At 37.7% G+C, this 26,334-nt stretch carries 22 protein-coding genes and 1 pseudogene; 7 read left to right on the top strand and 16 right to left on the bottom strand.

Annotation, left to right across the window (positions count from 1 at the left end):
• Positions 1-16: 16 nt before the first annotated feature.
• Both EHQ59_RS11070 and EHQ59_RS11065 read left to right on the top strand, forming a co-directional pair.
• Complete coding sequence (locus EHQ59_RS11070) at positions 17-2,185, top strand: transglycosylase domain-containing protein (RefSeq protein WP_135620014.1); 2,169 nt, start codon at positions 17-19, stop codon at positions 2,183-2,185.
• Positions 2,142-3,803 (top strand): sulfatase-like hydrolase/transferase, encoded by a 1,662-nt coding sequence (locus tag EHQ59_RS11065; RefSeq protein WP_135619708.1) that lies wholly within the window; start codon positions 2,142-2,144, stop codon positions 3,801-3,803. Before EHQ59_RS11070 ends, EHQ59_RS11065 begins: the two co-directional genes overlap by 44 nt.
• Here EHQ59_RS11065 and EHQ59_RS11060 read toward each other — a convergent pair.
• Positions 3,796-4,467, bottom strand: coding sequence for a TetR/AcrR family transcriptional regulator (locus EHQ59_RS11060; RefSeq protein WP_135619707.1), 672 nt, complete (start codon positions 4,465-4,467; stop codon positions 3,796-3,798). The genes EHQ59_RS11065 and EHQ59_RS11060 overlap by 8 nt on opposite strands.
• A 156-nt stretch (positions 4,468-4,623) precedes the next feature.
• On the opposite strand from EHQ59_RS11060, the gene EHQ59_RS11055 reads away from it, so the two are divergent.
• Together EHQ59_RS11055 and EHQ59_RS11050 are read left to right on the top strand one after the other, a co-directional pair.
• Complete coding sequence (locus EHQ59_RS11055) at positions 4,624-5,301, top strand: SOS response-associated peptidase (RefSeq protein WP_135619706.1); 678 nt, start codon at positions 4,624-4,626, stop codon at positions 5,299-5,301.
• 45 nt (positions 5,302-5,346) lie between these two features.
• Positions 5,347-5,763, top strand: a complete 417-nt coding sequence (locus EHQ59_RS11050; RefSeq protein WP_135619705.1) for a DUF5329 family protein — start codon at positions 5,347-5,349, stop codon at positions 5,761-5,763.
• Between the two features lie 44 nt (positions 5,764-5,807).
• Here EHQ59_RS11050 and EHQ59_RS11045 read toward each other — a convergent pair whose 3' ends face one another.
• A complete protein-coding gene (locus tag EHQ59_RS11045; RefSeq protein WP_208652364.1) occupies positions 5,808-6,707 on the bottom strand; it encodes a hypothetical protein in 900 nt (299 codons plus the stop codon).
• 142 nt (positions 6,708-6,849) lie between these two features.
• Here EHQ59_RS11045 and EHQ59_RS11040 point away from each other — a divergent pair, with 142 nt between their 5' ends.
• Positions 6,850-8,025 carry a YncE family protein gene (locus EHQ59_RS11040; protein WP_135619704.1) on the top strand — a complete coding sequence of 392 codons (1,176 nt, stop codon included), beginning with the start codon at positions 6,850-6,852 and terminating at the stop codon, positions 8,023-8,025.
• Between the two features lie 88 nt (positions 8,026-8,113).
• On the opposite strand, the gene EHQ59_RS11035 is transcribed toward EHQ59_RS11040, so the two are convergent.
• On the bottom strand, positions 8,114-8,962 hold the full coding sequence (locus tag EHQ59_RS11035; RefSeq protein ID WP_135619703.1) for an NAD(P)H-binding protein: 849 nt from the start codon (positions 8,960-8,962) through the stop codon (positions 8,114-8,116).
• A gap of 165 nt (positions 8,963-9,127) precedes the next feature.
• Between EHQ59_RS11035 and EHQ59_RS11030 the strand changes: the two genes are divergently transcribed.
• The gene (locus tag EHQ59_RS11030) at positions 9,128-10,024 is read left to right on the top strand and encodes an AraC family transcriptional regulator (protein ID WP_135619702.1); all 897 of its coding nucleotides are present in this window, start codon (positions 9,128-9,130) and stop codon (positions 10,022-10,024) included.
• On the opposite strand, the gene EHQ59_RS11025 is transcribed toward EHQ59_RS11030, so the two are convergent.
• The 4 genes from EHQ59_RS11025 to EHQ59_RS11010 form a co-directional block, all read right to left on the bottom strand.
• Complete coding sequence (locus tag EHQ59_RS11025; RefSeq protein ID WP_135619701.1) at positions 9,992-10,867, bottom strand: RNA polymerase sigma factor; 876 nt, start codon at positions 10,865-10,867, stop codon at positions 9,992-9,994. The two genes, EHQ59_RS11030 and EHQ59_RS11025, sit on opposite strands and share 33 nt — an antisense overlap.
• A complete protein-coding gene (locus tag EHQ59_RS11020; protein WP_135619700.1) occupies positions 10,867-11,241 on the bottom strand; it encodes a DUF1304 domain-containing protein in 375 nt (124 codons plus the stop codon). The genes EHQ59_RS11025 and EHQ59_RS11020 overlap by 1 nt, the downstream gene beginning before the upstream one ends.
• A gap of 103 nt (positions 11,242-11,344) precedes the next feature.
• Positions 11,345-12,820, bottom strand: coding sequence for a hypothetical protein (locus EHQ59_RS11015; protein WP_167481399.1), 1,476 nt, complete (start codon positions 12,818-12,820; stop codon positions 11,345-11,347).
• A 498-nt stretch (positions 12,821-13,318) separates the two neighbouring features.
• Positions 13,319-14,749 carry a glycogen/starch synthase gene (locus EHQ59_RS11010; protein WP_135619698.1) on the bottom strand — a complete coding sequence of 477 codons (1,431 nt, stop codon included), beginning with the start codon at positions 14,747-14,749 and terminating at the stop codon, positions 13,319-13,321.
• A gap of 70 nt (positions 14,750-14,819) precedes the next feature.
• Here EHQ59_RS11010 and pckA point away from each other — a divergent pair, with 70 nt between their 5' ends.
• Positions 14,820-16,412, top strand: a complete 1,593-nt coding sequence (gene pckA, locus EHQ59_RS11005; RefSeq protein ID WP_135619697.1) for a phosphoenolpyruvate carboxykinase (ATP) — start codon at positions 14,820-14,822, stop codon at positions 16,410-16,412.
• Positions 16,413-17,007: 595 nt separating this feature from the next.
• On the opposite strand, the gene EHQ59_RS11000 is transcribed toward pckA, so the two are convergent.
• The 9 genes and pseudogenes from EHQ59_RS11000 to EHQ59_RS17720 all read right to left on the bottom strand — a co-directional run bounded on the left by EHQ59_RS11000 (position 17,008) and on the right by EHQ59_RS17720 (position 26,333).
• Complete coding sequence (locus tag EHQ59_RS11000) at positions 17,008-17,208, bottom strand: hypothetical protein (RefSeq protein ID WP_135619696.1); 201 nt, start codon at positions 17,206-17,208, stop codon at positions 17,008-17,010.
• A gap of 234 nt (positions 17,209-17,442) precedes the next feature.
• Positions 17,443-17,859, bottom strand: coding sequence for a DUF1761 domain-containing protein (locus tag EHQ59_RS10995; RefSeq protein ID WP_135619695.1), 417 nt, complete (start codon positions 17,857-17,859; stop codon positions 17,443-17,445).
• Between the two features lie 91 nt (positions 17,860-17,950).
• Positions 17,951-18,715, bottom strand: coding sequence for a helix-turn-helix domain-containing protein (locus EHQ59_RS10990; protein WP_135619694.1), 765 nt, complete (start codon positions 18,713-18,715; stop codon positions 17,951-17,953).
• A 65-nt stretch (positions 18,716-18,780) separates the two neighbouring features.
• Positions 18,781-19,692, bottom strand: coding sequence for a hypothetical protein (locus EHQ59_RS10985; RefSeq protein WP_135619693.1), 912 nt, complete (start codon positions 19,690-19,692; stop codon positions 18,781-18,783).
• Positions 19,693-20,065: 373 nt separating this feature from the next.
• Positions 20,066-20,590, bottom strand: a complete 525-nt coding sequence (locus EHQ59_RS10980) for an RDD family protein (protein WP_135619692.1) — start codon at positions 20,588-20,590, stop codon at positions 20,066-20,068.
• A gap of 87 nt (positions 20,591-20,677) precedes the next feature.
• Entirely contained in the window at positions 20,678-21,196 is a 519-nt protein-coding gene (locus EHQ59_RS10975; protein ID WP_135619691.1) for a DUF1993 domain-containing protein, read from the bottom strand.
• Between the two features lie 153 nt (positions 21,197-21,349).
• A pseudogene (locus EHQ59_RS10970) lies at positions 21,350-22,277 on the bottom strand (hypothetical protein).
• A 326-nt stretch (positions 22,278-22,603) separates the two neighbouring features.
• Positions 22,604-26,023 (bottom strand): chitobiase/beta-hexosaminidase C-terminal domain-containing protein, encoded by a 3,420-nt coding sequence (locus EHQ59_RS10965; protein ID WP_135620013.1) that lies wholly within the window; start codon positions 26,021-26,023, stop codon positions 22,604-22,606.
• Positions 26,024-26,177: 154 nt separating this feature from the next.
• Positions 26,178-26,333 (bottom strand): helix-hairpin-helix domain-containing protein, encoded by a 156-nt coding sequence (locus tag EHQ59_RS17720; RefSeq protein ID WP_167481398.1) that lies wholly within the window; start codon positions 26,331-26,333, stop codon positions 26,178-26,180.
• Position 26,334 lies beyond the last annotated feature (1 nt).

Genomic DNA, 26,334 nt, shown 5'->3' with positions numbered 1-26,334 from the left:
ATTTCAACCTCGCCTGATGATCAAAATTTTATCCCAAACAACATTGTGTTTGTTAGGGATCATTTTTTTGTTTAGACCAATTGATTCTACAGTTTTTAAAAAACAAATCACCACTCGGATTTTAACCAAAGAGAAAAAAATCATTGGTCGCTCTCTGAATGAAACACAAACAAAACAAGATTGGGAATCTTTAAAAGAATACCCAGAGTTTGTTTCTAAAATTGTCATCATTGCAGAAGACAAACGATTTTTCTCTCATCATGGAATCGATTTTTTAGCTCTTTCCAATTCTCTTTATTCCTATCTTTTTTCCAAACAGAAGAGAGGAGGTGGTTCTACAATCACCATGCAATTGGTGCGAGTTGTGTATCCAGAAATTCGAAATCAACCTTTGATTGTTCGTAAACTGTATGAGATCATCACGGCCATTCGATTTGAGATTTGGATGACCAAAGAAGAAATTTTAGAAGCGTATCTCAATTCAGTTTCTTTGCATTCCAACTTGGTTGGATTTCCTTCTGCAACTTTACAATTATTTGGTAAACACATTCGATTTTTATCGATGGAAGAAGCTGTTTATTTAACCATTTTGATTCGAAAGAATGTTTCCTCAGGAGAAGAAATTAAATTTCGATACAACCAATTAAGAGAAAAACTTCCCTACACCATTCCTTATTTAGAAAATCCAAAAAGTTTAACGATGGAAGTTTCAAAAGAAAGCCCAGAGGAAAACAATACAAAGTGGAAAGGTGAGAACCAACACTTCCTCAACTGGATTCGTAATTTAAAGGTTTTACCTGATGAAGAATTTGTCGCAACAATATCCTCCGAATTGAATTCTGAAGTTCACTCGATCGTCAATTCTGAGTTAGAGGGACTTAAACGGTGGAATGTCAGTAATGCTTCCGCACTTGTATTGAAACGAACGGGAAATGTGGGTGATGAACTTTCATTAGTTGCGATGATTGGTTCCAAAAACTTTTTTGAAGAAGGGAATGGAATGGTGAATGGTACATTGGCATTCCGTGATGCAGGTAGCACTCTCAAACCATTGTTATATGCTTATGCCATTGATAAAAAAATATTTTCAGTAAATTCGATTTTCTCTGACGAAAAATTTTCCTTCCCAATCGGATTTGAAGGAAACTACATGCCAAGAAATGCGGACCTTCGGTATTGGGGTGATATCACTTTGGCAGAAGCTCTCGGGAATTCGAGAAATATTCCCGCAGTGACCACGATCCAAGAAATTGGAGTTCCCACTTTTTATCAAGTTTTACTGAATTCAGGTTTTCATCATTTAAAGGAATCACCAAGTTTTTATGGACCAGGACTTGCCCTCGGAACAGGAGGTGCTAGTTTATTACAACTTTCCAGAATGTATGGTATATTTATGTTAGGTGGTATATTGCCCAAAATTCGATTAGGGTATATGAATGAGAAACCATATTTTTATGGTGATTCGAAACGATTGTTTTCGGAAGAAACTGCGGAAGAAATTAAGTTTATTCTAAGTGATGCCAAACTCCGGCAAAGAGCATTTGGAAGACGAAGTTATTTGAATTTTCCATTTCCTGTTTCGATTAAAACAGGGACTTCAAAAGACTTTCGTAACTCTTGGACAGTTGGATTTAATGATCGTTATGTTGTCGCTGCTTGGGTTGGAAATTTTTCTGGTGAAAAAACTATGGACGTTTCTGGTTCTTTCGGTGCAGGAAGAATTGTCCAAAATGTGTTTCGTTTGTTAATGAATGATAAATCCAAAATGCTTTACACATCAAAATTTACGGAAGTTCGAAACTTTTGTAAACTAACAGGTAAGTCTGCTACCGAAAAATGTCCTTCCATTGTCCTTCATGTACGCAAAGAAATGTCGGTACCTGAAGTTTGCAACAAACACCAGCAAGGTGAAAAATCTTCAGTCTTAGGAGCTGGTTTTGTCTATCCAGCGAACGGACAAGTGTATTTATACCATCCAGGTCATGCCAAGGAAAAACAAAATATTCCGATTCGCATTCGTGAAATTCAAACTTTAAAAAATCCAAAATTAGTTTGGAACCAAACAAAGGAGATTCAAATTTCTATGAATGGTGAGGCAAATGTTTCCATCCAAAGAGGAAAACAGAATTTAGAACTATTTGATGGAAATCAAAAAAAAGCAAGTGTTCAATTTGAAGTTAAGTGAATTCAAAACAAACTTACTTTCTCCCCAATTGATTTTTTTGTATTTTGGAATTGTTTTTTTTCTCTTCCATTTCCCCGGAGAATGGACTTGGAAATCATGGGTACACTACCATTCAGGTTTTCTCTTTCTACTCTTTGTTCTCTATTTATCTTTCGAGATTTGGAATCTAAAAAATGAAAATCGATCTTCATTTATTGTTTCTTCCTTACGAACAATTGTATTTTTCCTATTGGTTTTGGCTCTGAATTATCAGTGGGTCTTCCAAACGGAGGTTCGTTTTTCTTTGGTAAGCTATGCCTTCCTACATGCAAAAGATTTAATTTATGAATTTGATTCCTTTTTTGAATTATGGACTACCATTCATTACTTTCCGTTGGTTGTTTTTTGGATTTTCCACAAAACGAAATTTTTACAAAACAAACTTCGATTAGGATTGGTCATATTCGTTTATTTAGTGATTGTCTTTGCTTCAAAATTGGATTTCGACCAAAAGGATGTTGGCTCTCAACTGCAGAATCGAAACCAAAAGGTGAATCGGTATTTGGATCAGATCCCAGAGAATACTAATATCGTTATGGTGGTTTTGGAGGGAGTATCAAGAAACCATATCTTAGAACAAAAATCTAAGTATATCGACTATTCAAAGTTAAGTGGCTCTCATTTTTTTATTCCGATGCCTCATACATCAAAAAGTATATACACTTGGATGACTGGTGATTCGCAACTAAATTCGACAAGAATTGAAGTCCCAACAAATGATTTTGATATCAATCTTCCAAACTCCCTTACGAAAGAACACCAATACGACACTCTGATGTTGTATACACAATCTATTTACTTTGAAGGAATGAATTTGTATTTTCCTAACATATTTTCCACTCTTTGGGACAAAACTAAGTTGGAATCAGAATACAAAGACCAATTTGTTACATTTAGTTGGGGAATGGATGATCGGGTGATTTTAACCCACTTAAAACAAAGTCCTATGCGAAAGTCTCCCTATTTTATTTTGATTGGACTCAGTCAAACGCATAGCCCTTACTTTTCTGTGTCAGATCAAGTACAAACTTCATCCAAACTGATTCGGCATAAACAAGCGCTTTCTGAAAATATTAAGCTCATTGATGATTTGATTGTTTATTTCCAATCAAAATCTAAAACAGAAACACTTCTTATCATCACAGCGGATCATGGGGAGAGTTTTGGAGAAGAAGGTGCACAGATTCATAATTATTCTTTGTATAATCAAGAATTAGATGTGCCTTTTTTATTTTATTTCATCCAATCGAAGGAATTATACGTTCCACATTTAGGATCTTCCATTCATTTCAAAGATACAATTTTGGATTTGTTATCAAAAGGCAAAACCAAATCTTCCAAAAATCAAAATACAAATCAATTTTTTTCAAAAGAATACAAACTTGATTTAATATGTAAAACTTGGAATTCGGATATCCAAAGGGGTTTTATTACAGAAGGGAAAAAATATATCTTTCACAGTGACACTGGTATCTTATATGAGATGGATTTGGACGACTCCCATCGAATTCCAATTTCGAATGGCAAAAAAAAAGAATCCATCATTGGAAAAATGTACGAATCAATTTTCTCTAAGTAGAGGAATGACCTTTTAACAAGTGTAAAATGGAGGTTTCTAAAAAGTTTTTATAATCCAATACAAACAATTCCAAATCTGTATCCTTTACAGCTTCTCTCACTTGGTTGGAAGGAAATCCATGTGACCAAGAACCCACTGCTAAGGCATGGCATTGCATTAAAAAAAGAAATCCAGTTTGTTCATTAAAAAAAGGAAAAAAACGAATCAATTGTGGTAAAACATTCGTGATTTGTAATTTGATATTGGTTTTGAATTCGCGAATCGTTTGGATACTCGCATTTTTTTCCAAAATTGTGGGAACAATTGGTAAAAGTTTTAAAAATCTTGTATGGCGATCCATGGATTGTACAAACCAATTGGAAAACATTTTTGCATCGAGTTCTTTGCTCGAGTTTAAAAATTCGTATAAATCCAAAAACCAAGTTTCATAATCAGCACTATGAATTCGTAAGCATAGATCTTCTTTGGTGGGAAAATAAAGATATAACGTACCTTTTGCAATTTTGGCACGTTTGGCAACTTCATCCATGGATAACTCAGCCCAGTCTTTTTTTTGTAAGAGGGAAGCTGCCGCTTGTATGATCGATGTACGTTTTGATAATTTATCTTTTTCTAAAACTGCTCTCTTTTTCGGCGAACGTTCTAGGACTTGTGCACGACTCATACTTCCAAGTTACGAATCTTCCAATATTTATGCTAGAAAAAAACAGAAATTGACCTTAGGTCAATTTAGAGTGACTTAAAGTCAGAAATTTCCTTCCTACATTGCAAATGAATTCTTTGTTTGCAAATTTTTTAAATTAATTTCCATTGAATCATTGTGTGTGGGCGATTTGGTTATACCATCATCAAATTAAAAGATGGAACGGAGAAATGGATTCGTCTCATCCAAGGAACAAGAGTTTTTGACATCCAAAAGGTAGAAGACTCCTTTCGGCGTTCCCCGAATTTCGAATTTTATCCCAGTTCTTTTGCGCCAGTCATTCACAATGATGTTTATGATCATGAAAATGTCCTTCATTCCATGCAATGGGGCATCCAACCTGAGTGGTCACCTAAACCTATTTTTAATACGAGAGTGGAACGATTGTTTTCGACTCCCTTTTGGTCTGGTGCTGCTAAAACTCATCGTTGTATTGTTCCGGCTTCTTTTTTTAATGAATGGAAATCAGAGAAAGGAACTAAGATTAAATATAAAATTTCTCCCGCTTCAGGGGAAAGTTTTTGTTTTGCAGGGATCTATGGAATGATTCCGAATTCTGAATCTAAAACTTACTGGTTTAGCATCTTAACACAAGAAGGGAATTCTTTAATGAAGGAGATTCACAATTCTGGAGGAAACCAAGGGAGACAACCTGTTCACATAACGGAAGATAGTTGGGATAGATGGTTGAATCCAAAAGAAAATCAGGAAACAAAAATATTGGAAATGATAGAGACCTATCCCAATGAGTTTTTAAAAGTAGAACCTGAAACTTCAGAGCCAATGTTATTTTAAATGGTTGATCGATATAGCTTTCCTATTGGAATCATATAGAAGACTATGAATCTTGCCCGATTGTATTTAAAATTCCTAATTTCCTTTTTGTTTTTTGCTTTCTTTGTAACGTCAACTCCATCCCAAAACAAATCATGTGAAACCATTTCAGAAGATCGTAAAATTGAAATCTTACTGAAAAGAATCGGAAATTTTGACGGAAGTTTTATTCGAAATGGAGATCTTCACAAACCAAAGGAAGCAGAAAATCATTTACGATATAAACTGAAAGAAGCCAAAAATTCTTTTTTTGCACCAGACCCAAAAGATTGGACCGCAAAACTCTTTATTGAAAAAATCGCGACCAAATCCTTTTTATCTGGCACTCCCTATCAAATTCGGGACTCCAAAGGAAAAGATACTCCTGCTTCTACTTGGTTATACCAAGAACTAAAAAAAATAGAACTTTGCCATTCGCAATAAATCAGGAACTATGCGTTCTTCAAATTGAATTTGCAGTTTTGCAATCATTCCATAGAAGTTTGAATTCCCAATTGGGTTGGTGTAGTACTTTCTGTTGTGAAGATTCGATCCAGATAACCAAACTTTCCTGTACATAATTCTTTCATTTGGTCCGTTCTTTTGGATTCTGTTCCTCCTAAATTAGAAGAATATTGAATCTTTTGAAATAAACCAGTCAATGGTGAGATCCATACATCGGCAATTTGGTAAACTCCATTACCCGATCCCTCTGCCACAGATTGTCCTGATGTATAACGATCGAACGTATTTGGGAGACGAGAGCGATTCCGCCAAAGACTAGTGCTAGATTCGAAAAGAGTGAGTGGTTCTTCAAACATTGGTACATCAGCAGACGAATATCCAAGAAAAGAGACCCATTGTAAACTTCCGTTTAAATCATATTGCGCAAAAGCATAATGTTCTGTATCATTTTGCATTGGTTCCTTCACAACAGAACTCCAAGAAATATTTGTTTTAAGAAGTTGTAAAATCGACGTATCGTTCACAACGAGTTGGCGACTGTCTCCGTAGGAAGAACTTGGGTTTCCATTATAAACTATAAATTCAATATTCCCATCGGAATTGCCTTTTAAGATATAAGGTAAACTTTGTCCAATGGTTGGATGGGTGTACCCATTCATACTTCCAGCAGAAATACCTGCCAAATACATAAATCCATTTTTAAATGTTAAATTGAATGGAAAATCATTGTAGTTACTCGTTATATATTTTTGTAATTTTCCTTGTCCATCGCCCGTTAACATTCCATATAATATGTCTGTATCTGATTCACCACCATTAGAAGTATTTTGTGGAGTTGGCAATTCAGCAAATGGAGTGTGGCCATTGGATCCTTCATTTACCAAAAACAAATGGATTTGGTCTAAATCATCTACTGCAGACACTAAATAATTGCCAACATCAACCGAATCTAAATTGATATCCGATACTTTTCTACACTTCCGTCATAAAATATTGTAAACAATAGTTGTAAAAAAATTGAACTAATGTAGTGTAATCCACCAAACCAATTGGTGGGAGTATGTAATGCGTCTAAAATCATTCTTATGTGTACTTTGTGTATTCGTTTCTAGTAATCTCTTTTCGCAAACAATCGAATCAGAGTTTATGTTTGCGACAGACTTCAATGTTCGTCCCACCTTTGTGGAAGGGAATAATCCTTATTTTGTCAATGGGGGAAAGTGGCTTTTTATTGGACAAACCGCCGATTTTGACGAACCAGGTCTTTATTTTTATGATACCAAATCGAAAGAAAAAATTTATAAACCGATTCCTCTCGAAACTTATTATCTCACACACACAACAGACTTCCTCGGTCAATTGGAAACAAAAGGCAAACGACTCCCTTTAACCATTTATGAATTTTTATTTTATGATGAAGTAGCGATGCGTGCAGGTTTTGTGATGGAAAACAAAGCCAAGTCATCAAAAGGAAAGAAATACTTTTATGTTGGTTGGGATCTGAGTACAAACTCCATTGATGTGGTAGAGCCCATTTATGAAATTCCGGAAGAAGATAAAAAGTCTTTTGCCCAAAGTTCTTTCATTGGATACTCTGAAAAAGACAAGGTCGCTTATTTTACCTTCGCGGTAGATGCGGACTTAAAGGATGATGTATCGGAAGATGTAAATGCTTATGTTTATAAAGTCCAAAACCAATCAGTGACTCTACTCAAAGAGTACAAAACAAAATCTTATCCTTACACTCCCGAATTCCATCCTGAGACAAATCAAATTGTAATCGCTTGTTATGCGGAAGCATTTCAAAATTTAAATCCAACTGGATATTTTTTCCAACTGGATACAAACAATTTCCAATCATTCTCCATTCCCTCTACACCGTATGGTATCAGTTTTTCAAATGATGGAAAGTTTTTATATATGGCGTCTGCCGATACAGGGGAAGTCAGAATGTACAATACAAATAATTTAGCAGATGTGAAAAAATCGAAATGGGGAACCCATGGTCACAAATTAGGATTTTGGAAAGAAGGGGAACTGGTTTGGGTTCGCAATTCTGGACTGCATATCTATGATCCAAAAACCTTAAAACAAAAAAAAGTGATCCCTACAAAGAAGTTTTTTAAGAATCATATCAACGTAAGTGGATCCGCTTTTTTACCAAATCAAAAATTATTGCTGAGAAATATCTTAGAAGATCCAAAAGGTGGTGCTGCCAATCGGATTTTAATCGCTGACTAAAGCGATACACTTTAAGCCAAATGATCCACTGAAAAAATAAATCTTTTGATTTCAGTGGATCAACGGCAAATGCAATGACTATCGAATTCTATTTCCAAGAATTTGCATGGTCTTCTGCATATTTTTGAAAGGATATTGGCTCTTTTCCCGTAATCTCATTCACTGTACCAAGGATTGGTGCTGCAAAACCTTCTTTAAGAGCACCAGCGATCATCACAAGAAATGCTGCGTAATCTTTCGTAAGTCCTGCGGAAACCAACGAAGATTCAAATACTTGTGGATCCACATCGACATATTCAATATTTTTTCCGCTGACTGATGTTAGGTGTTTGGCAACTTGCTCGTGATTGATTGATTCTTTTCCAGTCAATGTAAATGCTTGGTTTTTATGAGAGTCAGTTGTGAGTAACTTCGCTGCAACAGATGCAATATCTCGTGCATCTATAAAACTGACATTGGCATTGCCACCGGGAAAATAAATTTTCTGATCTTGTTTGATTCCTGCGATCCAAAACGTATGGAAGTTTTGCATAAACCAATTGGGACGAATGATGTTCCATGGAATCCCTGAATTCTCGAGTAGGATTTCTGTTTTACGGAAAGGAGCTTCAGGAGGTGCATGTTCCACACCCATTGCCGTCATGAGGACTAGTTTTTTCAGTCCTACTTGTTTTGCCTTTTCAATCCAAGGTGCTAATATTTCATATTGATTGGTTTCCCCTGGAGGGCTAAGAAAAAAAGCAGAATCCACCGATTCTAAAATCTGAATTCCCTTTTGTGGTTCTTTTGAATCTGCAAAAACCCAATGGAGATTTTTTTCTTTTGGTTGGGTGTCTGGTTTTCTGGAACCAACCCAAACCTCATGTCCCGTTTTTAATAATTCTTTGACTAATTGCCCACCAACAAGTCCCGATCCACCGTATACAAATACTTTCATAGTTTTTTCCCTCGATTTATGATCTCAGATCCAATTTCTAGAGAATCCGATTCAATATCTCTATCATATTCGAAAAATCTAGACTGTCTATGTCGAAAAATATTAAATAAATGTCCAATCGTATAAATTAGTAGACTTTTGTGGAAATTCAGCTAATATATACATATGGATGTACTTTCAGACATTTTGGTTTCGGCAGCTTGGAAAAACGACTTACTCTCCAAAGGGCAAATTTATGAAAGTTTTGGATTTCATTTTCCCTGTGAAAAAAGTGGAGGTTTCCATGTCGTCACACAAGGCAGTTGTTATGCGAGAATGGGAAATAAAATCTTCCTACTTCAAAAAGGAGATTTGTTATTCATAACAAAAGGCATTCATCATGAACTTTTATCCGATCCCAAAGCAAAAGTAGTGACCATAGAACGATTTTTAGGAGAAAAAAAACAACAAACAAAAACGGAAACTCCTGTAACCACATTTGTATCCGTTCGTTATGAAGTGCCAAGTGGCCCCATGCATCCCCTTCTGATGGAACTTCCAGAATTCATCTACATCCCGTATTCTAGTATTCAAAAACACCATTCCCTAGAAGACATCATTCAAATTTTATCCAAAGAATTGGAACTCAATTTGGGAACTGACTTAATTGTTCAGAGACTAACGGATATTATGTTGTATTATATGATTCGCATTTGGTTAAACCAACAAGAAAATTCACCTGTTGGATGGATCAAAGCGTTTCATGACAAATCCGTTTTGTATGCATTGGAAAAGTTACATAACGCTTATGCAAAAGATTGGACAATTGAATCTTTGGCAAAAGAAACAGGAATTTCTCGAGCCAACTTGGCAAATAAGTTTCGTGATGTACTCGGAATTCCTCCAATGGAATATTTAGCGAAACTCAGAATGGATAAAGCTAGGCAATTATTCCAAAAAGGTAATATGGGTTTAGAGGAAATTGCACAAAATGTTGGTTATGCGTCTTCCTTTTCTTTTTCCAAAGCTTACAAACGTATTTATGGTAACTCACCGAGTCGAGAGTGGAAAGGAGTTGTTTAATAAAACACGAATTGAATCCAATTGATTCTTTTTAGGTAAAAAATTGGGTTGGTTTCGAAATACTTCGGCTGCTTTTCTTAGTTTTTTAGTTTCGGGAAGGAGTGGTTTCATCTTTTCCCAACGACCATCTTGTTTCATTTGTTCGGAAAGATTGAGATACGATTGGATCCTTCCCACCCTCTTTGCATAACGAATTCGATTTTGGCATTGGCAAGGGTTTGTGGCTTTTGTTAAACTACATTCTTTTCCTAAAAATTCTTCCATTTGGTTTCTGGCTCTTTTTAAGATTTGGCGATAGGCATCGGCTCGTATTCCCATCACATATCCTGCTTCTTCGCTGGAGATTGAAAATACCTCTCCTAAAAGATATGCCATTCTATACTTTCTTGTCATTGCTTGTAACATTGCATAGGTGCATGCGACCTGCACATGTAAAACAAGATGGGAAATTTTTTCTTTTGCCTCTTCTTCTTGCGTATGTGAAGAAAAATCAGATGGTAAAGCGGAAACAGAAGGATTTTGTGATTTATGTAGTTCTTCGCGGATAGTGCGTAAGTGAATGCCTTTTGATTCTAATTTTGATTTTTTAGTATTGATGAGATGGTTACTTGCAATTTTGTAAATCCATGTGGAGAGTTTACTTTCTCTGCGAAACCCTCCAAGGTTTGTGATGACTTTTACTAAAATTTCTTGAGTGGCATCTTCCGCATCTTCAGGATTCCATAAAAATTTGAGTGCCAAAGAAAATACTTTTGGTTGGAAGAATTGAATCAACTCTTCCAACGCTTTTGTTTTTCCTAACAAACAATCTTCTAATAAAGAAAGGTGCGGATCCAAGTTCATTACTTTTTATATGCCAACCAGTGTACCACTAATGCTAAAAATGCTGGTAATCCTTGTGAAAACAAAATCGAAAATTTTGCGGTGGCCGATCCATAAATCCCTGCCACGACAACACAAATGAGAAAAAACAAAATGGTTTGAAATTTTTGATTTTGGTCTTTGATGAAAAACAAAGCCCAAAAAAGTCCCGCTGCCAAAAATCCATTGTACAAACCTTGGTTTTTCGCAAGCTTCGCAGTGATCTCTGCTGTTTCCGGTGTGAGTTGGAACACCTTCATTCCGAATTCCGTTTTCCATAAAAACATTTCTAATACCAAAATGAAAACATGTTCTACGGCAACAAAGCCTGTGAGTATAAGTGATGCGAGTTTCATTGAATCCTCCTAAAGATCCTTTTCCTACTTGTGACAACGGTTTTTTCCGTTTGTGACAAGATCGGGAAAAAAAATTTGGAAAAAACGTTCGTTCTGGAAGTGGTTACGGTTCTTCGCTTGCTGGCCTTGTGGAGACTTCCAGGGAACGGATGCTCGTGACAGAGGATGAGTTTGGAGATAAAAATTTCGTTTTCACCAACCTTCCTCGGCAAATTTCTGTTTGGTTGGTAAGTGTAGTGACATTGTTTCCACCGGCTTCACTTCCATTGAAGTATTCGAGAGTTTTGAATTGTCCCGTTTGTGTATCGAGTTTCGCACGAACCTGTCCGAGTGGATTTTGAATGGAACCGGTCACAAGGTTGGATGGAATTCCTGTAAATTGGCTTCCGTCATCATTTGCTAACAATTCCCCCAAAAATTCATCGGTTGTACTCCGATAGGTAAATGCATTGGGATATATCTGAGGAACTTGTACGGTTGTGGACCCCAAAAACTGAAACCAGTTTGGCGTTGTTGAGTTGATTGCAGAGGATGCTAAAAAATAATTTCGATTCAGACCTAATCCTTCAAAAGGGTAGAGGGTGCCTGCATTGGAAAATGGGTTGGTAGATTTACCAAGGATAAAGAATCTTCCATTCCCATAAGTCACATATTGTATAAAAGTTTGTGAAGTAGAAGCACTGGTACCGAAATAACCCACTGAATCCCAAGTTAGGTTTATGTTGGCAATCCCGATAAAGGACCTTAACTCATTGACAAATGGGTGACCCGATGTTGATACAAAATTGGTGTTTGTATTTCCAAAAATATAAATTTTATCGCCAATCACAAAGTGATCCACAGTTTCTGTTGGATTTCCTGGATTTGGGAAAAAAGATTGGATTTTTCCTTCTCCGTCTCCACTGATAATGGCAATACCTACTTCGGTTTGATTTGTAACCGAACCATTTGATGCTGTTTGGGGAGTTGGTAAACTGGGAAAACTGAGTCCCACCGTATCGGAGCTTGGGGTTGCACCAGCATTAGACGTGAAACGAAGCACCATCTCGTCTCTATCATTGATTTTCAATCCATAACTAGATAAAGCGATTCTAGTATTATCTTTATTTGCATACCCTTGCCAAACAATCGCACCAGTGTCTTGGTTGTAACGACCTAAGTAATAAGAAACGTTATTTTGTTTTCCGTTGATGGTACTTGCTCTTCCCGTTCCATTTACCAAAACAAAATATCCTAAATCTCCATTGGAGAATTCTTCAACGGAGACAATGGGGTCATGAGGCCAGTCCTCAATTCCATAACTCATTTCACCTAAATAATCAAGCCAGAGGACTTTTGAAAAGTGTCGGTCAATCACAAATGTGACCGCATTGAATGTGGAGTTTTGGTGGTTTGCGTGAATTCCATCAGAAGTTCCATTCCAAACCAATGGCTCTTCTGTGATGGCAGTCACCACTGTTTTTCCACTGCGAAGGGTTTTGGTGGACATGGGTATGATCATTTTTGTTCCACTTCCCAAACGTATATTCCCTCTTACATTGGGATCACAGAGGGAATCGAAATATGCATTCAGTAACAACGTTTCCAAAAACGATCTGGAAAAAGGATCTGCAGGATTGTTCAAATTCAATTTACAATTGCCAACGGAAATCATCAAAAGAAGGCTTTGGGTAAATATTAATAGGATAGAATTCCGTTTCGTTCGCATTTTCATATGATTCCAATCGAGTATTTCCAATATCAAATCAGCAATTTATTGAATGAGTCTCTCTACTAATAGAGAACAGATTTGGAATTGATTCACAAGTCTTTTGTCGAAAAAATTTAGAAAAAACTTCTTATGATCAATCGAATTCCGTGGTAAGATACCCTACTTGTCGATAGGAATTGCGCAAGCGATTGCAGCGGAAATCCTTTTGCGAAGCAAAAGATTGGAGCGTAAAGCGCGGTCGCATACAGATTGGATCGATATTCACAAAACAACTGCGATGCGCCCAATCAAAGGTAAAAGAAAATTGGATCAGCGTTCTTTTTCAATGGAGTTTTTGATTTCGAATTTGTTGATGAATCAGAATTTTCACTGCAAAAGTTCGATTGCTCTTTGGTAAATGAAATCATATTCCATTTTCCGTTTGGTCCAAGTCCAATCTAAATTCATGATGTTCTTCACAACATGATCTCTTTCCGAAGAATCATAAAGATCTTTTGCGCGTTCCAAGGCATACCCCAGCGAACCCACGTCATTCGGTTCAAACACAATTCCTGTTTTGAATTTGGGATCAGCGGATTCTTCAACTGTATCGCGAAGTCCACCCACACGAGAAACAATCGGAATCGTTCCATACGCATGGCTGTACATTTGGTTCAGGCCACAGGGTTCAAAGAGGGATGGCATGAGAAAAAAATCACTCGCTGCTTCAATTTTATGGGCAAGTGATTCGTTGTATCCTCGGTAAAAATAAAACACATCAGGAAATGTATCAGATAAATGAAAAAACGCTTTTTCTGTTTCTGTGTCCCCTGATCCTAGTACCACATAACGATGAGATAGGTGGCGTCTTTCTAAAAATGCCTGTAAGAAGGTTGGAAATCCTTTTTGATAGGTTAGCCTGCCAATCAGACCAATGAGTGGTGCATCCAGTGACAAATGGGGTCTTCCAATTTCTTCATAAAGAAGTGTTTTGTTTTTTAATTTTCCTTCTTTCCAGTTTGCCGCTGAGTAGGTTTGGAAAATGCGTTTGTCAAATTGAGGATTCCATTCTTCGGCATCGATTCCGTTTAAAATTCCTGTATAGTCTTCGCTCCGTTTGTTCAAAACATAACTGAGACCAAATCCATTGGGTTCCCTCAGCGTTTCTTCCCTGTAACCTGGGCTAACGGTTGTAATTTGGCCTGCAGAGAGAATCCCTGCCTTCATATAATTACATTTGTCATTATGATCGAAGGGACTTGTGACCAGACGAAAGGGATCCTCTTTTAAAAATCCAGTCATCCAAAACGGATGGTCTCCTTGGTATGCGAGGTTGTGGATCGTAAAAATGGAAGGAATGGAATGGCTCGAATTTTTATGTAAGCCCAGAGAAAGGGCCGTATGCCAATCATGGGCATGATAGACGTCCACGTTTAAGATTTGGCTTAGCGCATAACAAGCGTATGAAAAAATAGCAAACCGGTAGTGTTCGTCTGTGGTTCCATAAATGGAATCTAAACCTTGAAAGAGTTCGGATTCAAAAAAGTACAATTTCAAACCAGATTCTTCTGCTTCGAGGAACCTTGCTTTGGCCAGTAAGGAAACGGCGATGGTTTCTTCTTTGGCATCTTCTGGGAGGAGGGCTTTGACTTCTTTCCCAGTCCATTTCGGTTCTTTCCCCATCTTCCCAATCAGAGGCAATGCGACATAAACTTCTTCTGTCTTGGCTTGTTCTTTGGTGAGGGAGGCAAGCATGTCCGCAAGACCACCCATCTTGATGTAGGGAAAATATTCTGCGGAAGCGTGGAGAATCTTCATTTTCTGTTATTGACACCGACTCGCAAAGTAAGAAGCTAGAAAAACACAAAGTGAAATCGAGGAGAGATCCATGTCAGTATCTACTAATCTAAAAGGCCTTGCTGAACTCGGCCTAAAACCGTCCGAAGTCTTCCATAACTTATCATACGAAGAAATTTACCAGCACGAATTGAATAACAAAGAAGGTGTTACTTCTGATAATGGAACGATGATGGTGGATACCGGGATTTTTACGGGTCGTTCCCCGAAAGACAAATACTTTGTTGATGAACCTTCTTCAACAGGTAACATTTGGTGGGGACCGGTAAACACAAAGGTTTCCGAAGCGATTTTTAACGAACTCTACGCAGAAGTAACTAAATTCCTCGATAACAAAAAATTATACGTATTTGATGGCCATGCAGGAACCAACGACGACACACGTATCTCTCTCCGTGTAGTGACTGAAAGAGCTTGGCAACACCACTTTTGCACGAACATGTTCCTTCGCCCAACGAAAGAAGAACTCGCAAAACTAAACCCAGAGTTTACCATCATCAATGCTTCTGGTTACAAAAACGCAAAATACAAAGAACACGGCCTAAACTCCGAAGTGTTTGTGATCTTCCACTTAGCAAAAAAAATCTGTATCATCGGTGGAACGGAATACGGTGGGGAAATGAAAAAAGGGATTTTCTCTGTCATGAACTACTACCTACCACTCAAAAATGTTCTCACAATGCACTGCTCTGCTAACGTGGGTAAGGATGGAGATAGCGCACTTTTCTTTGGTTTATCTGGAACAGGAAAAACAACTCTTTCCACAGACCCAAATCGCAAACTCATCGGTGATGACGAACATGGTTGGGACGACAATGGAATCTTCAACATTGAAGGTGGTTGTTACGCAAAAACCATCAACTTAGATCCAAAAACAGAACCAGAAATCTATGCAGCCATCCGTCGTGATGCACTTCTCGAAAACGTTGTGTATGATGCGACAACGAAAAAGGTAGATTACTCTTCTGCTGCGAAAACAGAAAACACTCGTGTTTCTTATCCAATCTTCCACATCGACAACATCCAACCAGGATCCAAAGCAGGTCACCCAAACACTGTGATTTTCCTTACTTATGATGCTTACGGTGTTCTTCCTGCGGTTTCTAAACTTTCTATCGAACAAGCGATGTACCACTTCCTTTCTGGTTACACAGCAAAGGTTGCAGGAACAGAACGCGGTGTGAAAGAACCACAAGCAACTTTCTCCGCTTGTTTTGGTCAGGCGTTTATGACTCTCCACCCAACCTACTATGCAAAGTTACTTGGTGAAAAAATGAAAAAACACAAAGTAAATGCATACCTAATCAACACAGGTCTTGTTGGTGGAAAGTATGGTGTAGGAAAACGTATGAACCTTCCTGCCACTCGCCAAATCATCAATGAAATCTTAAACGGTAACATTGAAAAATCTGAGTTTGAAAAACACCCAGTATTCCAAGTGTCTTTCCCTAAATCCGTGAACGGTGTGGATTCTCATATCCTAAACCCACGTAACGCTTGGGAAAACAAAGAAGAATACGACAAAACTGCCGCTGACCTTGCGAAACAATTTGTAGAAAACTACAAAAAGTATCTCACTGGATCAAAGGAATTTGACTACAGCCAATACGGTCCAGTAGCGTAAGGTTTAAGCCAAAAAATACAAACTACGCCGACTTACTTTGCTAAGTTGGTAGATTGGTTTGGATCAAAGCCGCTCCTCCGAAAGGGAAGCGGCTTTTTCTATGCCTTAGAAGTTTTGGATTTTTATTGGTAAAGAGAATGAGTTTTCTTCTTCAAGTTTTTATAAAAATCTGAAGAAGAGAGTAGATTGGTAGGGTTTATTTCTTTTTGTTCTTAAAGATATTATTCTTTTTGATTTCAACACAAGTTGCTCTTAACAAATCTTGTCTTTGTGCCATGATTGTATCAACAGGTTTGATAAATACATTTGCGAATACCAAAAAAATTTGTCCGACAAAGGAAAGGGACTCTCCTTTTGAAAATTCACCGAGTACATTTTCTTTTTTGTCTTTTAGAATCGACTTTACTTTAATGTTAGACCGTGTGTAAGCAGGAATGATTCCTAAAGTAGCACCGGAGATAGCAGGAGAAATTGTCGTAGATAAAACAGTAGTTTCTTCTTTGACAGTTAAGTCCCAATAATATGTAGCAAGAACATCTTCTCTGGTCGTTGAAATCTCAGAACTTTCATTTAAAGTATCTTCCGCAATTTTTAACTAAGAATCCAATAGAGCCTGATTTGTTACTGGTTGGTGTGCATCATCCACAAGGTAGTGATACTTTAGGTTTACTTTCACAACCGGATTTTGAGGTGCTTCGTATTGCCTTACAGGTTCTGTATTTTTGTATTCTCCACTTCGAAAACTGAGACAGTTGACCGAGAGGATCGTCAACAAGACCAAAAGAATTTTGTTCATTTTTTACTCCACATGCCCAAGTGAATTGGGCAGTAGAGAGAGGATTCGAAGGTTTTCAAAAATAGAAAGTTTTTTCTTTTATTTTTAAGTTCTTGTATGAAAAAAGTTTGGTGTTAGTTTCCCACGGCTTGGTGTTTACACGCTTAGGATTGGTATGGGGATTTTTGTTCCATTCTAAAACCGATCGCACCCTTCGCTTCACTCTCCCGTCTCACCCAATCATATAGAAAATTTTTAAAAATTTGGAACCAAAATCATAGCAGCAATATTGATTCCTACGAGGTGATAGGTGCTGGAAATGATGCCATATAGAATGGGCCTCGGAATGTTTGGATTGATGGCGATAGTAAAGGTATTGGCAGCTAAATATCCAATTCCAATCAAAGATCCCCATCGGAGTGCATCGGCCATTTGGTTGATTTGCAAGGCGGAGAACAAAACCGCTGTGGTGACTAAATTGAATAGAGTACAAATTCCAGGGCCAATGATAAATATTGGTGCGAGTGGTCCCTGTGTTTCGTTTTCTTTTCCAAGAGAAATTTTATACGGTTTTGCAAAAAGAACAGTAAACCAAATGTAACCTAGAAAAAAATATACAAGGAATGCCAATCCGATAGCAATCCAATTCAAATTGAATAAAATTTGTAACATAAACGATCTTCCTTTGGTAGATAAGTATTGAATGTTTATAACGAATTTTTGTAAGGAAGGATTGTAAAAAATCAGGACGGTAAGATTTTTTTTACGCTAATAATTCTGTGGGTGTTTTGCCTGTGAACGATTTGAATTCTTTTATGAAATGTGATTGGTCAAAATATCCAAAATCATAAGCAAGTCTTGTGAAAGAATTATATTTGGGAATTTCTCGAATCACCGAATTCATTCTTATGATGGAAGAAAATTGTTTGGGAGTACTGCCGATCACTTCTCGAAATTTCTTTTCAAAGGTATCGATACTTAAATTCACAATGGAGGCAATGTCTTTGATTTTAATTGTTCCTTGCGAATGATTCATTTGAGATATCGATTCTAAAATCCTTCGATCCATGGTTTTGTTTTTGATTGTTTTTAATAGAAAATTCTCGAGATGATTGATTTTTGAATGATTGTCCTTTGTTTCCTGAAGTTTTGAGTGGAGGTCATTTAAATCAGTTTTACCAAATAAATCAAATCCAGAAATTCCAATTTCATTCAATTCATACATAGACATATTGAACAAAGAAAAAGCTCCCCATGGTTGGAACTTAACAATTATGATCTCGGTTCCTTTGGAGAGTGTATTGTGTTTTACCGTTTTTCTAAGCCCGGATAAAGAGATAGGAGGCAAATGATTCAGTTCTGATTGGATCCGATAGTGATGATTCCCTTTGAGTTTAATTGTCAGTACAAATGAGTGGTGTGGCAAAATTGAATTACTAAAATCCTCATCACATTGAATGAACAGATAACTCTCAATATATGGACTGAGCTGTGATTGTGGTTTGTGTTCAATGACAGTTGGGATCATGAGAATTGATCCCAATCAAACATAGTTTCTGCTTTTGTAAAGGACGAAACTCCATGATTATATCGTTAATGTGTATTCGAAACACCAAAATAGATGGAATTGTGAGTATCAACCATTCGAGTGTATTTGTTTTCACCATAAACATAAAGTTGATTTGTTGCACCATAATAAGTATAAGTCGTTTGGTCCATGTTGATGGATCGAACTATTGATTGGTTTCTACTGAATCCAACGTAGAATCTTAAATTATCATAGAACTTATAAGATAATGAAATCTCTGCCTGAAATCCTAAAATTTCTGTTATGTTATTTGGATTGGATTTAACCAGGTAAAAGTATGGGCCATATGTGTTTTCATGATATACCGAGTTACTAACTCTTTGGTTGGTATAATTTCTCCTTCCATAAGTTACATAAGGATCAAAACCTAAATTTAATTCCAAGCCATCAACGATTTCGATTTTACTTCGAATCGGCACTGAAATTCCATAGGAATTTATTTTGTCAGAGTTGATATTAGATGCATATTCATAATTTTCAACTTTATAAAATCGATCGATTTTTAATATACCGAGCCCAAAGTAGAAAATCTGATTCTCAAACGGCAGATAGAAAAAATTAAACCTGTATTCTTGTCTTTGTACATTGCCAAATCCATAGGTAGTCGGAAAAAAACCGTTATAAAAGTAATACGCTTTGTAATAAAGATCATAAGTTTTGATATCCACCATATCAAAATCAAAACCAAATTTTTTACTAGTATTCCGATATTTAAAAAAAGGTAAATAAACCAGTTCTTTGTTGTTTATTAATTCGGATTTGTTGTATCCAAAAGATTTAGTTGTTTCATACGGAAAATAAGTAAAATTTTGTGCTTTGAGTCCATATTCAAAAGTTGCCTGTTTGTTTTTCGATTCTTCTGCATAAAGAATCGAAGTGGAGATTAAGAATATACTGATTAATGTTTTTAGTTTCATTTCGTTTAAAAAATTTCTTTTGTTAGACTATTTGCGTCTCGAATTGGTTAGTTGAAAAGAATTTTTTTCTAAAACCGACCGGGCTCCTTCGGGGTGCGCTAACGCTCCCGTCTGACCCGAATCGGGTGAGACCTCGCCCTTCGGATCCTTGACGCGGACATAGAAATGAGACCGTGAATTCAAAAATTTTTGCCTTTTGAAGTATCTCTCGTAATAACGATCCGTTTTTGAGAAAAAACTTCTTTAGTGTGTATTTGAAACTCCAAAATCATGCTTTTTTTTTGGAATCCAATCAGCATTTTGGTCATCCAAAATTAGCCTAATGTTTATTAAAATAATTCTATCGTTTCAACAAAATGAACGAAACTTCCAATTAAAAATAATCTTTGATCAATTGATAGTATGAATTCAATAATATGAAAAAACAAAAGGCAATCAATATCATTCGACCTATTGATATGGGTTTGAAAACTGGTTTGAGTTTTAATACTTTATCCCAATGTGTAGTTCCATTTTTGAATAAGTAAAATATGTTAAATAGAACAAATAAAGTTGAAATTTTTGGAATCATAAAACCCAATCCGAAGCAACAAACATAAAATGAACGGTTGAAAATTGTTGTAATGGGAATCTGTTGGTTTTCATTTTCCTTTGATACTAAGTGGATATTAAAAATCTTTTTTCCTAAACTGCCATTGGCAAAAAATTGGAAGGAAGTATCATATACAAGGAATACAATAAAAGCCAGTATATATGGGAGAATTTGGTTTAATATTTCTCCTTCAATATGAACTAAAATAAAATCTGTCAAATGGATCGATAAAATTTCTGCGGCTTTAATGTCAAAAAATTTCGCGAGAATACGAGAGGTATAGTGGTTGTTAGGTTTTTGGTTCAATTTTTATTCTACAGTTTGAAATTCTAACTAGATTCTAAAGGGCTCTCTAGGTCGGAGCCCCTAGAAATCATTAAAAAAGATTTCCGCTTATTTTTTAAATGGCATCTCACCTAAATAATCTTTTTTCCCGATCTCGACTCCGTTATGCCGTAGAATCGCATAGGCAGTTGTTATGTGGAAATAGAAATTTGGGATCGCATGGTTTGTTAGATATTCAAAACCAGTCAGATATTTTCCTTCCCATCTTGGTAGAGATATTTTTGTTTCAAAGGCAGATTTGAAATCTTCTGCTTTATATGTATCTAAGTATTGGATCACCGAACTGATTCTTTGTTTTAGTTCCTTTAGGTTTGTTTCTGAATCATCGTGAATCGGTGCTTCTTTTCCCGATATCCGAGAAACACAAAGTTTCGCAGTGTCACAAGCAATTTGGATTTGTTTTGTTAATTGGAATTGGTCAGGGAAGAGTCGTGAACCCAGTAAGTTCTCAAAAGGAAATTTTTTAGTTTCGGCAAAACTTTCTGCTTTTTCTAAAATTGAAATTAAGTTCTCAAGTCCTTTTTTAAAAGAATTGATAGAGATTTCGTAGACAATGGATTCATTCATTGTTCTATTCCAAATAATTGTAATAGGTTACGCAATCGAATAAATCTAAAAATTTGGATGTAAGTTTATAAAAATTTGTTCTCGGTTGAGAAACATAGAAAGCTCGGGGTTGGCCTTATATTCATAACAAAAAGGCCAACTTTGCGGAGAAACTTATATAGCAATTCCACCAGACAAAACAAGTTCTAAAAATCCAAAATTTTGAGAAGCACGGTTGGAACCACCACTTGTGAGAACATCTGTTAGATCTATATAACCACCCTTACCACCGAGTTCCAGAAAGTAAGTTCGAGAAAACTCATACCGAGTGGCAACGTATCCAGAAACACCGTAACCAGAAAGATGGAAGTTGTTGTTTTGACCTTTCCCTAACACGCGTACGTCGCTACGACAAACCACAGGCCCCGCTCCAATTGTAGATACCAAACTAATACCGCTCATTCCATCAGATGAAGTATAAAGGGGTGTGATCCAACCGAAGTCCAAAAATAAATAATTCAATCCATCGGTATGTTCGTATTTGAGAATGTCAGGTGTTAAGGTTATGGTTTGCTCTCCACCATGATAACCCGCCATTTCCTGCACATGTCCAGGAAAAAGATGCTGCCTCTGGGGACAAGGCTAGTTGGTTTTTGGCAATCACACCTGGGTCAATGTAACCAGAATACTTCACCGGTTGGCCTGGTGTGACCACATACTTCATATGGTCCTGACCAAAAGCCAAAAAGAACCTGTCGGTGAAGAAATAACTAATCTTTAAATTGTATTGAGGGATTTCAAATTTGGAAGGGTTTAAATAAACCTCTGCCTTAAACGATTCCGGTTTATCTTTTGCGTTCACGTCTTTGAGAGTATACTCGTAACCCGGGCCGCGGAAATTAATATCGCTTTGCGTATAATAACTTCGATTGTAACCCCATTGGAAATTCCATCTACCCTTCTTATCAAGAATGGTTTCGGTAGGTTCATTTTCGTTGGCTGAAATGGAAGAATTAAAAAATAGGCAAACAACAAAAACAAAAAGGCAATGTTTGATAGAAATAAACAGGTGTTTATTCCTGGAATCATACAGATTGGACATAGCACCATATTCTAGATAGATACTAAAATAGAATAGACGAATGTTTGTTTGGTTCTGAAAAAGAAGATATTTTTCAGTAGGGATAAATACTATATTTAATTTTGTTCGAATTGGATCGCGGTCTCTATGACAGCGGAGATTCCATTTTTCTGGAAATTTTTATTTTCTTTACTTCCTTAGATTTAAGGATTTTTGGGCGCCTCGAACTAGTTAGGTGATCTTACTATGATTCTAAACCGACCGGACTCACTCCGAGGTGCGCTTTCGCTCCCGTCTCACCTATCCTAGGTGAGACCAAGCCCTTCGTATCCCTGGCGCAAGAGACATTACCAGATAAAAAGGGAGGGCTTACGAGAATTTGCTCCATTTTGTGTAACCACAAACAATTTGCCACTATATTGGTTGATTAAAACGACAGGAAAAGTTCCAGAATACATTCCTTGTCCTACTGAAATATCTTTGTAAGAACAATTTGTTCCTGCTAAATCACATCGAATCAATTTTGGCTTATAGGAGTTTTGTAAATCGTTTATCGCAACTAAGACTTTATTGTTATTTATATCTAAAGTGGAACCTATATATCGATAACTTTGGTTTAAATTTGCAGTTGCAGCGATATCCGTATTTGTGCAATTTGTTCCATCTAAATTGCAGCGAATCAAAGAAGGAACACCACCGCTTGTAACACCACGTTGCGCAGCAACTATCAATTTCATATTAGTATAATCAATGTTTGGACTTGGAAAATAACCTAAAAAACCAGAAGAAATGTCTATATGACTACAATTACTTCCATCGAGATTACAACGATAAAGACTTGTTTTACCGCCGTTTGCAACATTAGTAGTAAAACTCAAAAGTTTTTTATTGACCTGATCAATTAATATATTAAGAAACTGACCCGAATTTGCACCTTGACCTGCAGATATATCAGTGTGAGTACAATTTGATCCATCAAAATCACACCTAAACAAACTTAGCTTTCCGCTGTTAGCATCATTTGCACTTACTACTAACAATTTTTGATTAGAATTATCGATTACAATTTTTGGTCCTGTTGAATGTTGAATCGCCTCTCCAGCTGAGTAGGTCCCTTGTCCTGCTGAGATATCCACATGATTACAGTTTGTCCCATCCAAGTTGCAGCGAAATAAACTTGGTTTACTATTATTAGAAACATTTCTAGTCACTACCAATAATTTTTGATTTGAGTAATCAATGACAGCATTTGGATATCGCCCGGAACTACTTCCCTGTCCAGCAGATATATCAGTGTGAGTACAATTCGAACCATCAAAATCACATCGAAATAATCCGGGCTTACCATCGTTTGCATCATTCGTAGCGACTGTCAAAATTTTACGATTGATCGAATCAATATTTACTGAATGCACTGAGCCCGAAATAGAACTATTTCCTGCGGCACTTAATCCTTGACCAGCAGACATATCAACATGTATTCCAGTCGCATTCGTCCCCGGAGGTGTAGTTGTTGTTAGAGCCATCGCTTCAAACATCGAGACAGCACTGCTACCCAACGCATTGTTCACTACCACTCGAAAGTAATACAATGTCCCACTGTTAAGTCCTGTAATCGTTGCATAAGGATCTGTTACTGGTCCAAAACTAGTCGATGCCGTTGTGACCCCAGGACTTGTGCTGTAGTACACTGTGTACGATGTAGCGCCTGTTACCGGCCACCATTGCACAAGGGCACTCGTTTCTCCTGCTTGTGCCTCCACAAATGCAGGAGCATTGGGTGGACCTACCTGGAAGCTTTGGTTCCCAGCGTTGCTTAAGTTTCCTGCCAAGTCACGAGCCAAGTATTTGACTTGGTTACTTCCATTGGAAAGAGCAACAGGTGACGAATAAACCGTTCCATTAGTAACGGCACCACTTCCATCAAACGTTGGTTCTGTGCCATTTAAGGTATAAATGATTTTATCACATCCAGTACCATTCGTGTCGGAACAGCTGAGTTGGAGTTGGGTTCCTGTCGCAAAAGGGCCAGCACCAGAAGGAGAGGCCATTGTCACGACTGGTGCTGTAGTGTCTTTTCTTGTCGTTCGGGTGGTGGATCCAAAACTTCCGACTAGATTTGCCACACAAAACCGAAAGGTATTTTCCCCTTCTGTAATATGGGAATTGTCAATGGTTGACACCACTTCTGTGGATGCGGTTGCATTCCCGGTGACATTGGCATTGTTACCTGTATTGGAGAGAGCCGTTCCATTAGAACAGTCCTCTCCCCCTAACCGAATTTGGTAAGGACCAGCTTTGGATGATTGCCAACTTAAGGAAACATGGGAACTTCCGTTGATTGCTTGCGTATGGGAATTGACGGTAATGGTCGCTACTTCTGTATCTACGATATAATTTTTGGAAACTACATTGGATAGATTTCCTGCTTGGTCACGGGCAATAAACTTTGTATAGGTGGTGGAACCATCGGTCATGGCAAGAGCTGCATTGTATAAATTTCCACTGGTGATGGTTCCAGTACTTCCTTGGATGCTAGGATTCGTAGGAGAAGAACCAACTAATACGGAATAAGCGATTTTGTCACACCCAGAACCTCCCACATCCGAACACGAGGCCGAGACAGAGGTAGCTGTTGCATAACTCCCAGCACCTGGACTAGTCGTGACTGTAGGTGGTGTGTCATCTCGCCTGAGGTCAAAGGAAACAAAACCTGTAAGCCCATTGGATCCTGTGACACAAATGCGATAGGTTTTAGTTCCTTCGCCGGTAAAATTGGTATGGGAACGTTGGAAGGTTTGATCGGTATTGGCAGTCACATTCCCCGATGCTACTTGGGTTCCGGAAGCACAATCACTCCCTTCACGGATCACATACGAACCAGAACGATTGGTTTGCCATGTTGCAATGGAACTTGCAATGGCACCGGCTTGGGAACTGATCGCAGTTGCCGTTTGACCGACAAGGGTGAGAGCAGGGACCTGAGAATCAATCGTATATGTGATGTTTAGTGGGGCGGATAAGTTTCCTGCTAGGTCACGGCATAGGGCTTGCAAAGTATGATTTCCTTCTGAAGAAAGAGAAATGGATTGCGATGTTCGATTGATGACCGTACCGGATTTGGGAGTAAAACTAGGAGAACTCGCATCCATTGTGTAGACAATCGAACCAGGAGCTCTGTTATCCGAACAAGTGAGAGTTGCCGTTTGCGCTGTTGAATAAGTGCCAGCTAACAAAGAACTTGTGATGGTAGGAGGTGTGGTATCACTAAGGATTGTCACAATGGCTGTGTCATTCGGTGTCCCATCCCCGTCAGTATCAAACCCAAGTGGATTCCCATTCGCATCGACAATGATGACCACAGGATTTCCAGTTCCGCCAGGAGCTGTTGTTAAAAATCCAGGAGGGTTTGGACTGATGTAGTAGTCGGCATTGCCGTCACCATTGCTATCGACGGCATCAGGAATCCCATCTCCGTTGGTATCGATCAGGATGAGATTGGGAGTAGTGCCACCTGTTAGGTTGATCCCATCCGAAACTCCATCCCCATCGGAGTCTACAAGAGTGGCGTCCGTTTTCCCATCCCCCGAAAGGTCGAGTGTTGTCCCTGGCGATAAATCTTGAGAAGAACTGGGACTCCCGCCAATCAGGCCAAGTAAAAAAGCAAAGGGATTGAACCCTTGTTTCGTGGAGCCGTCAGGGAGGAAGGCAACGCATTGGAATGTAAAAAGAGAGACAATGGATAAAAGGTATAATTTGTTTCGCATAACAGAGTCCGTTTTCAAATTCAAATTTCCAAATCTATATTCGGAAATTCTAATCAAGCAAAAGGTCTCATTACCCTCAATGGAAATTTACATGGAAGGAAAAAAATTCAAATTTTTCCGTTAAAAACGTTCTGAAAACGCGTTTGCACCGTTTTTAGCGGTTTTGCCTTCGAAATCCATGCAAACTGAGTAAGTCTTTTTTGGTAAAACGCGATAAGTCTTGGAGTTTGGTGATACCCAGTTCACCGATTAGCGCCCTCTGGGCAGGTGCTACGAGAAAATTGAGAAAATTTGTTTTGGCTTTTGTCATG

The organism is Leptospira kemamanensis, from assembly GCF_004769665.1.
Classification (GTDB): Bacteria; Spirochaetota; Leptospiria; order Leptospirales; family Leptospiraceae; genus Leptospira_A; species Leptospira_A kemamanensis.
This window is presented reverse-complemented; position numbering and strand designations above follow the sequence as displayed.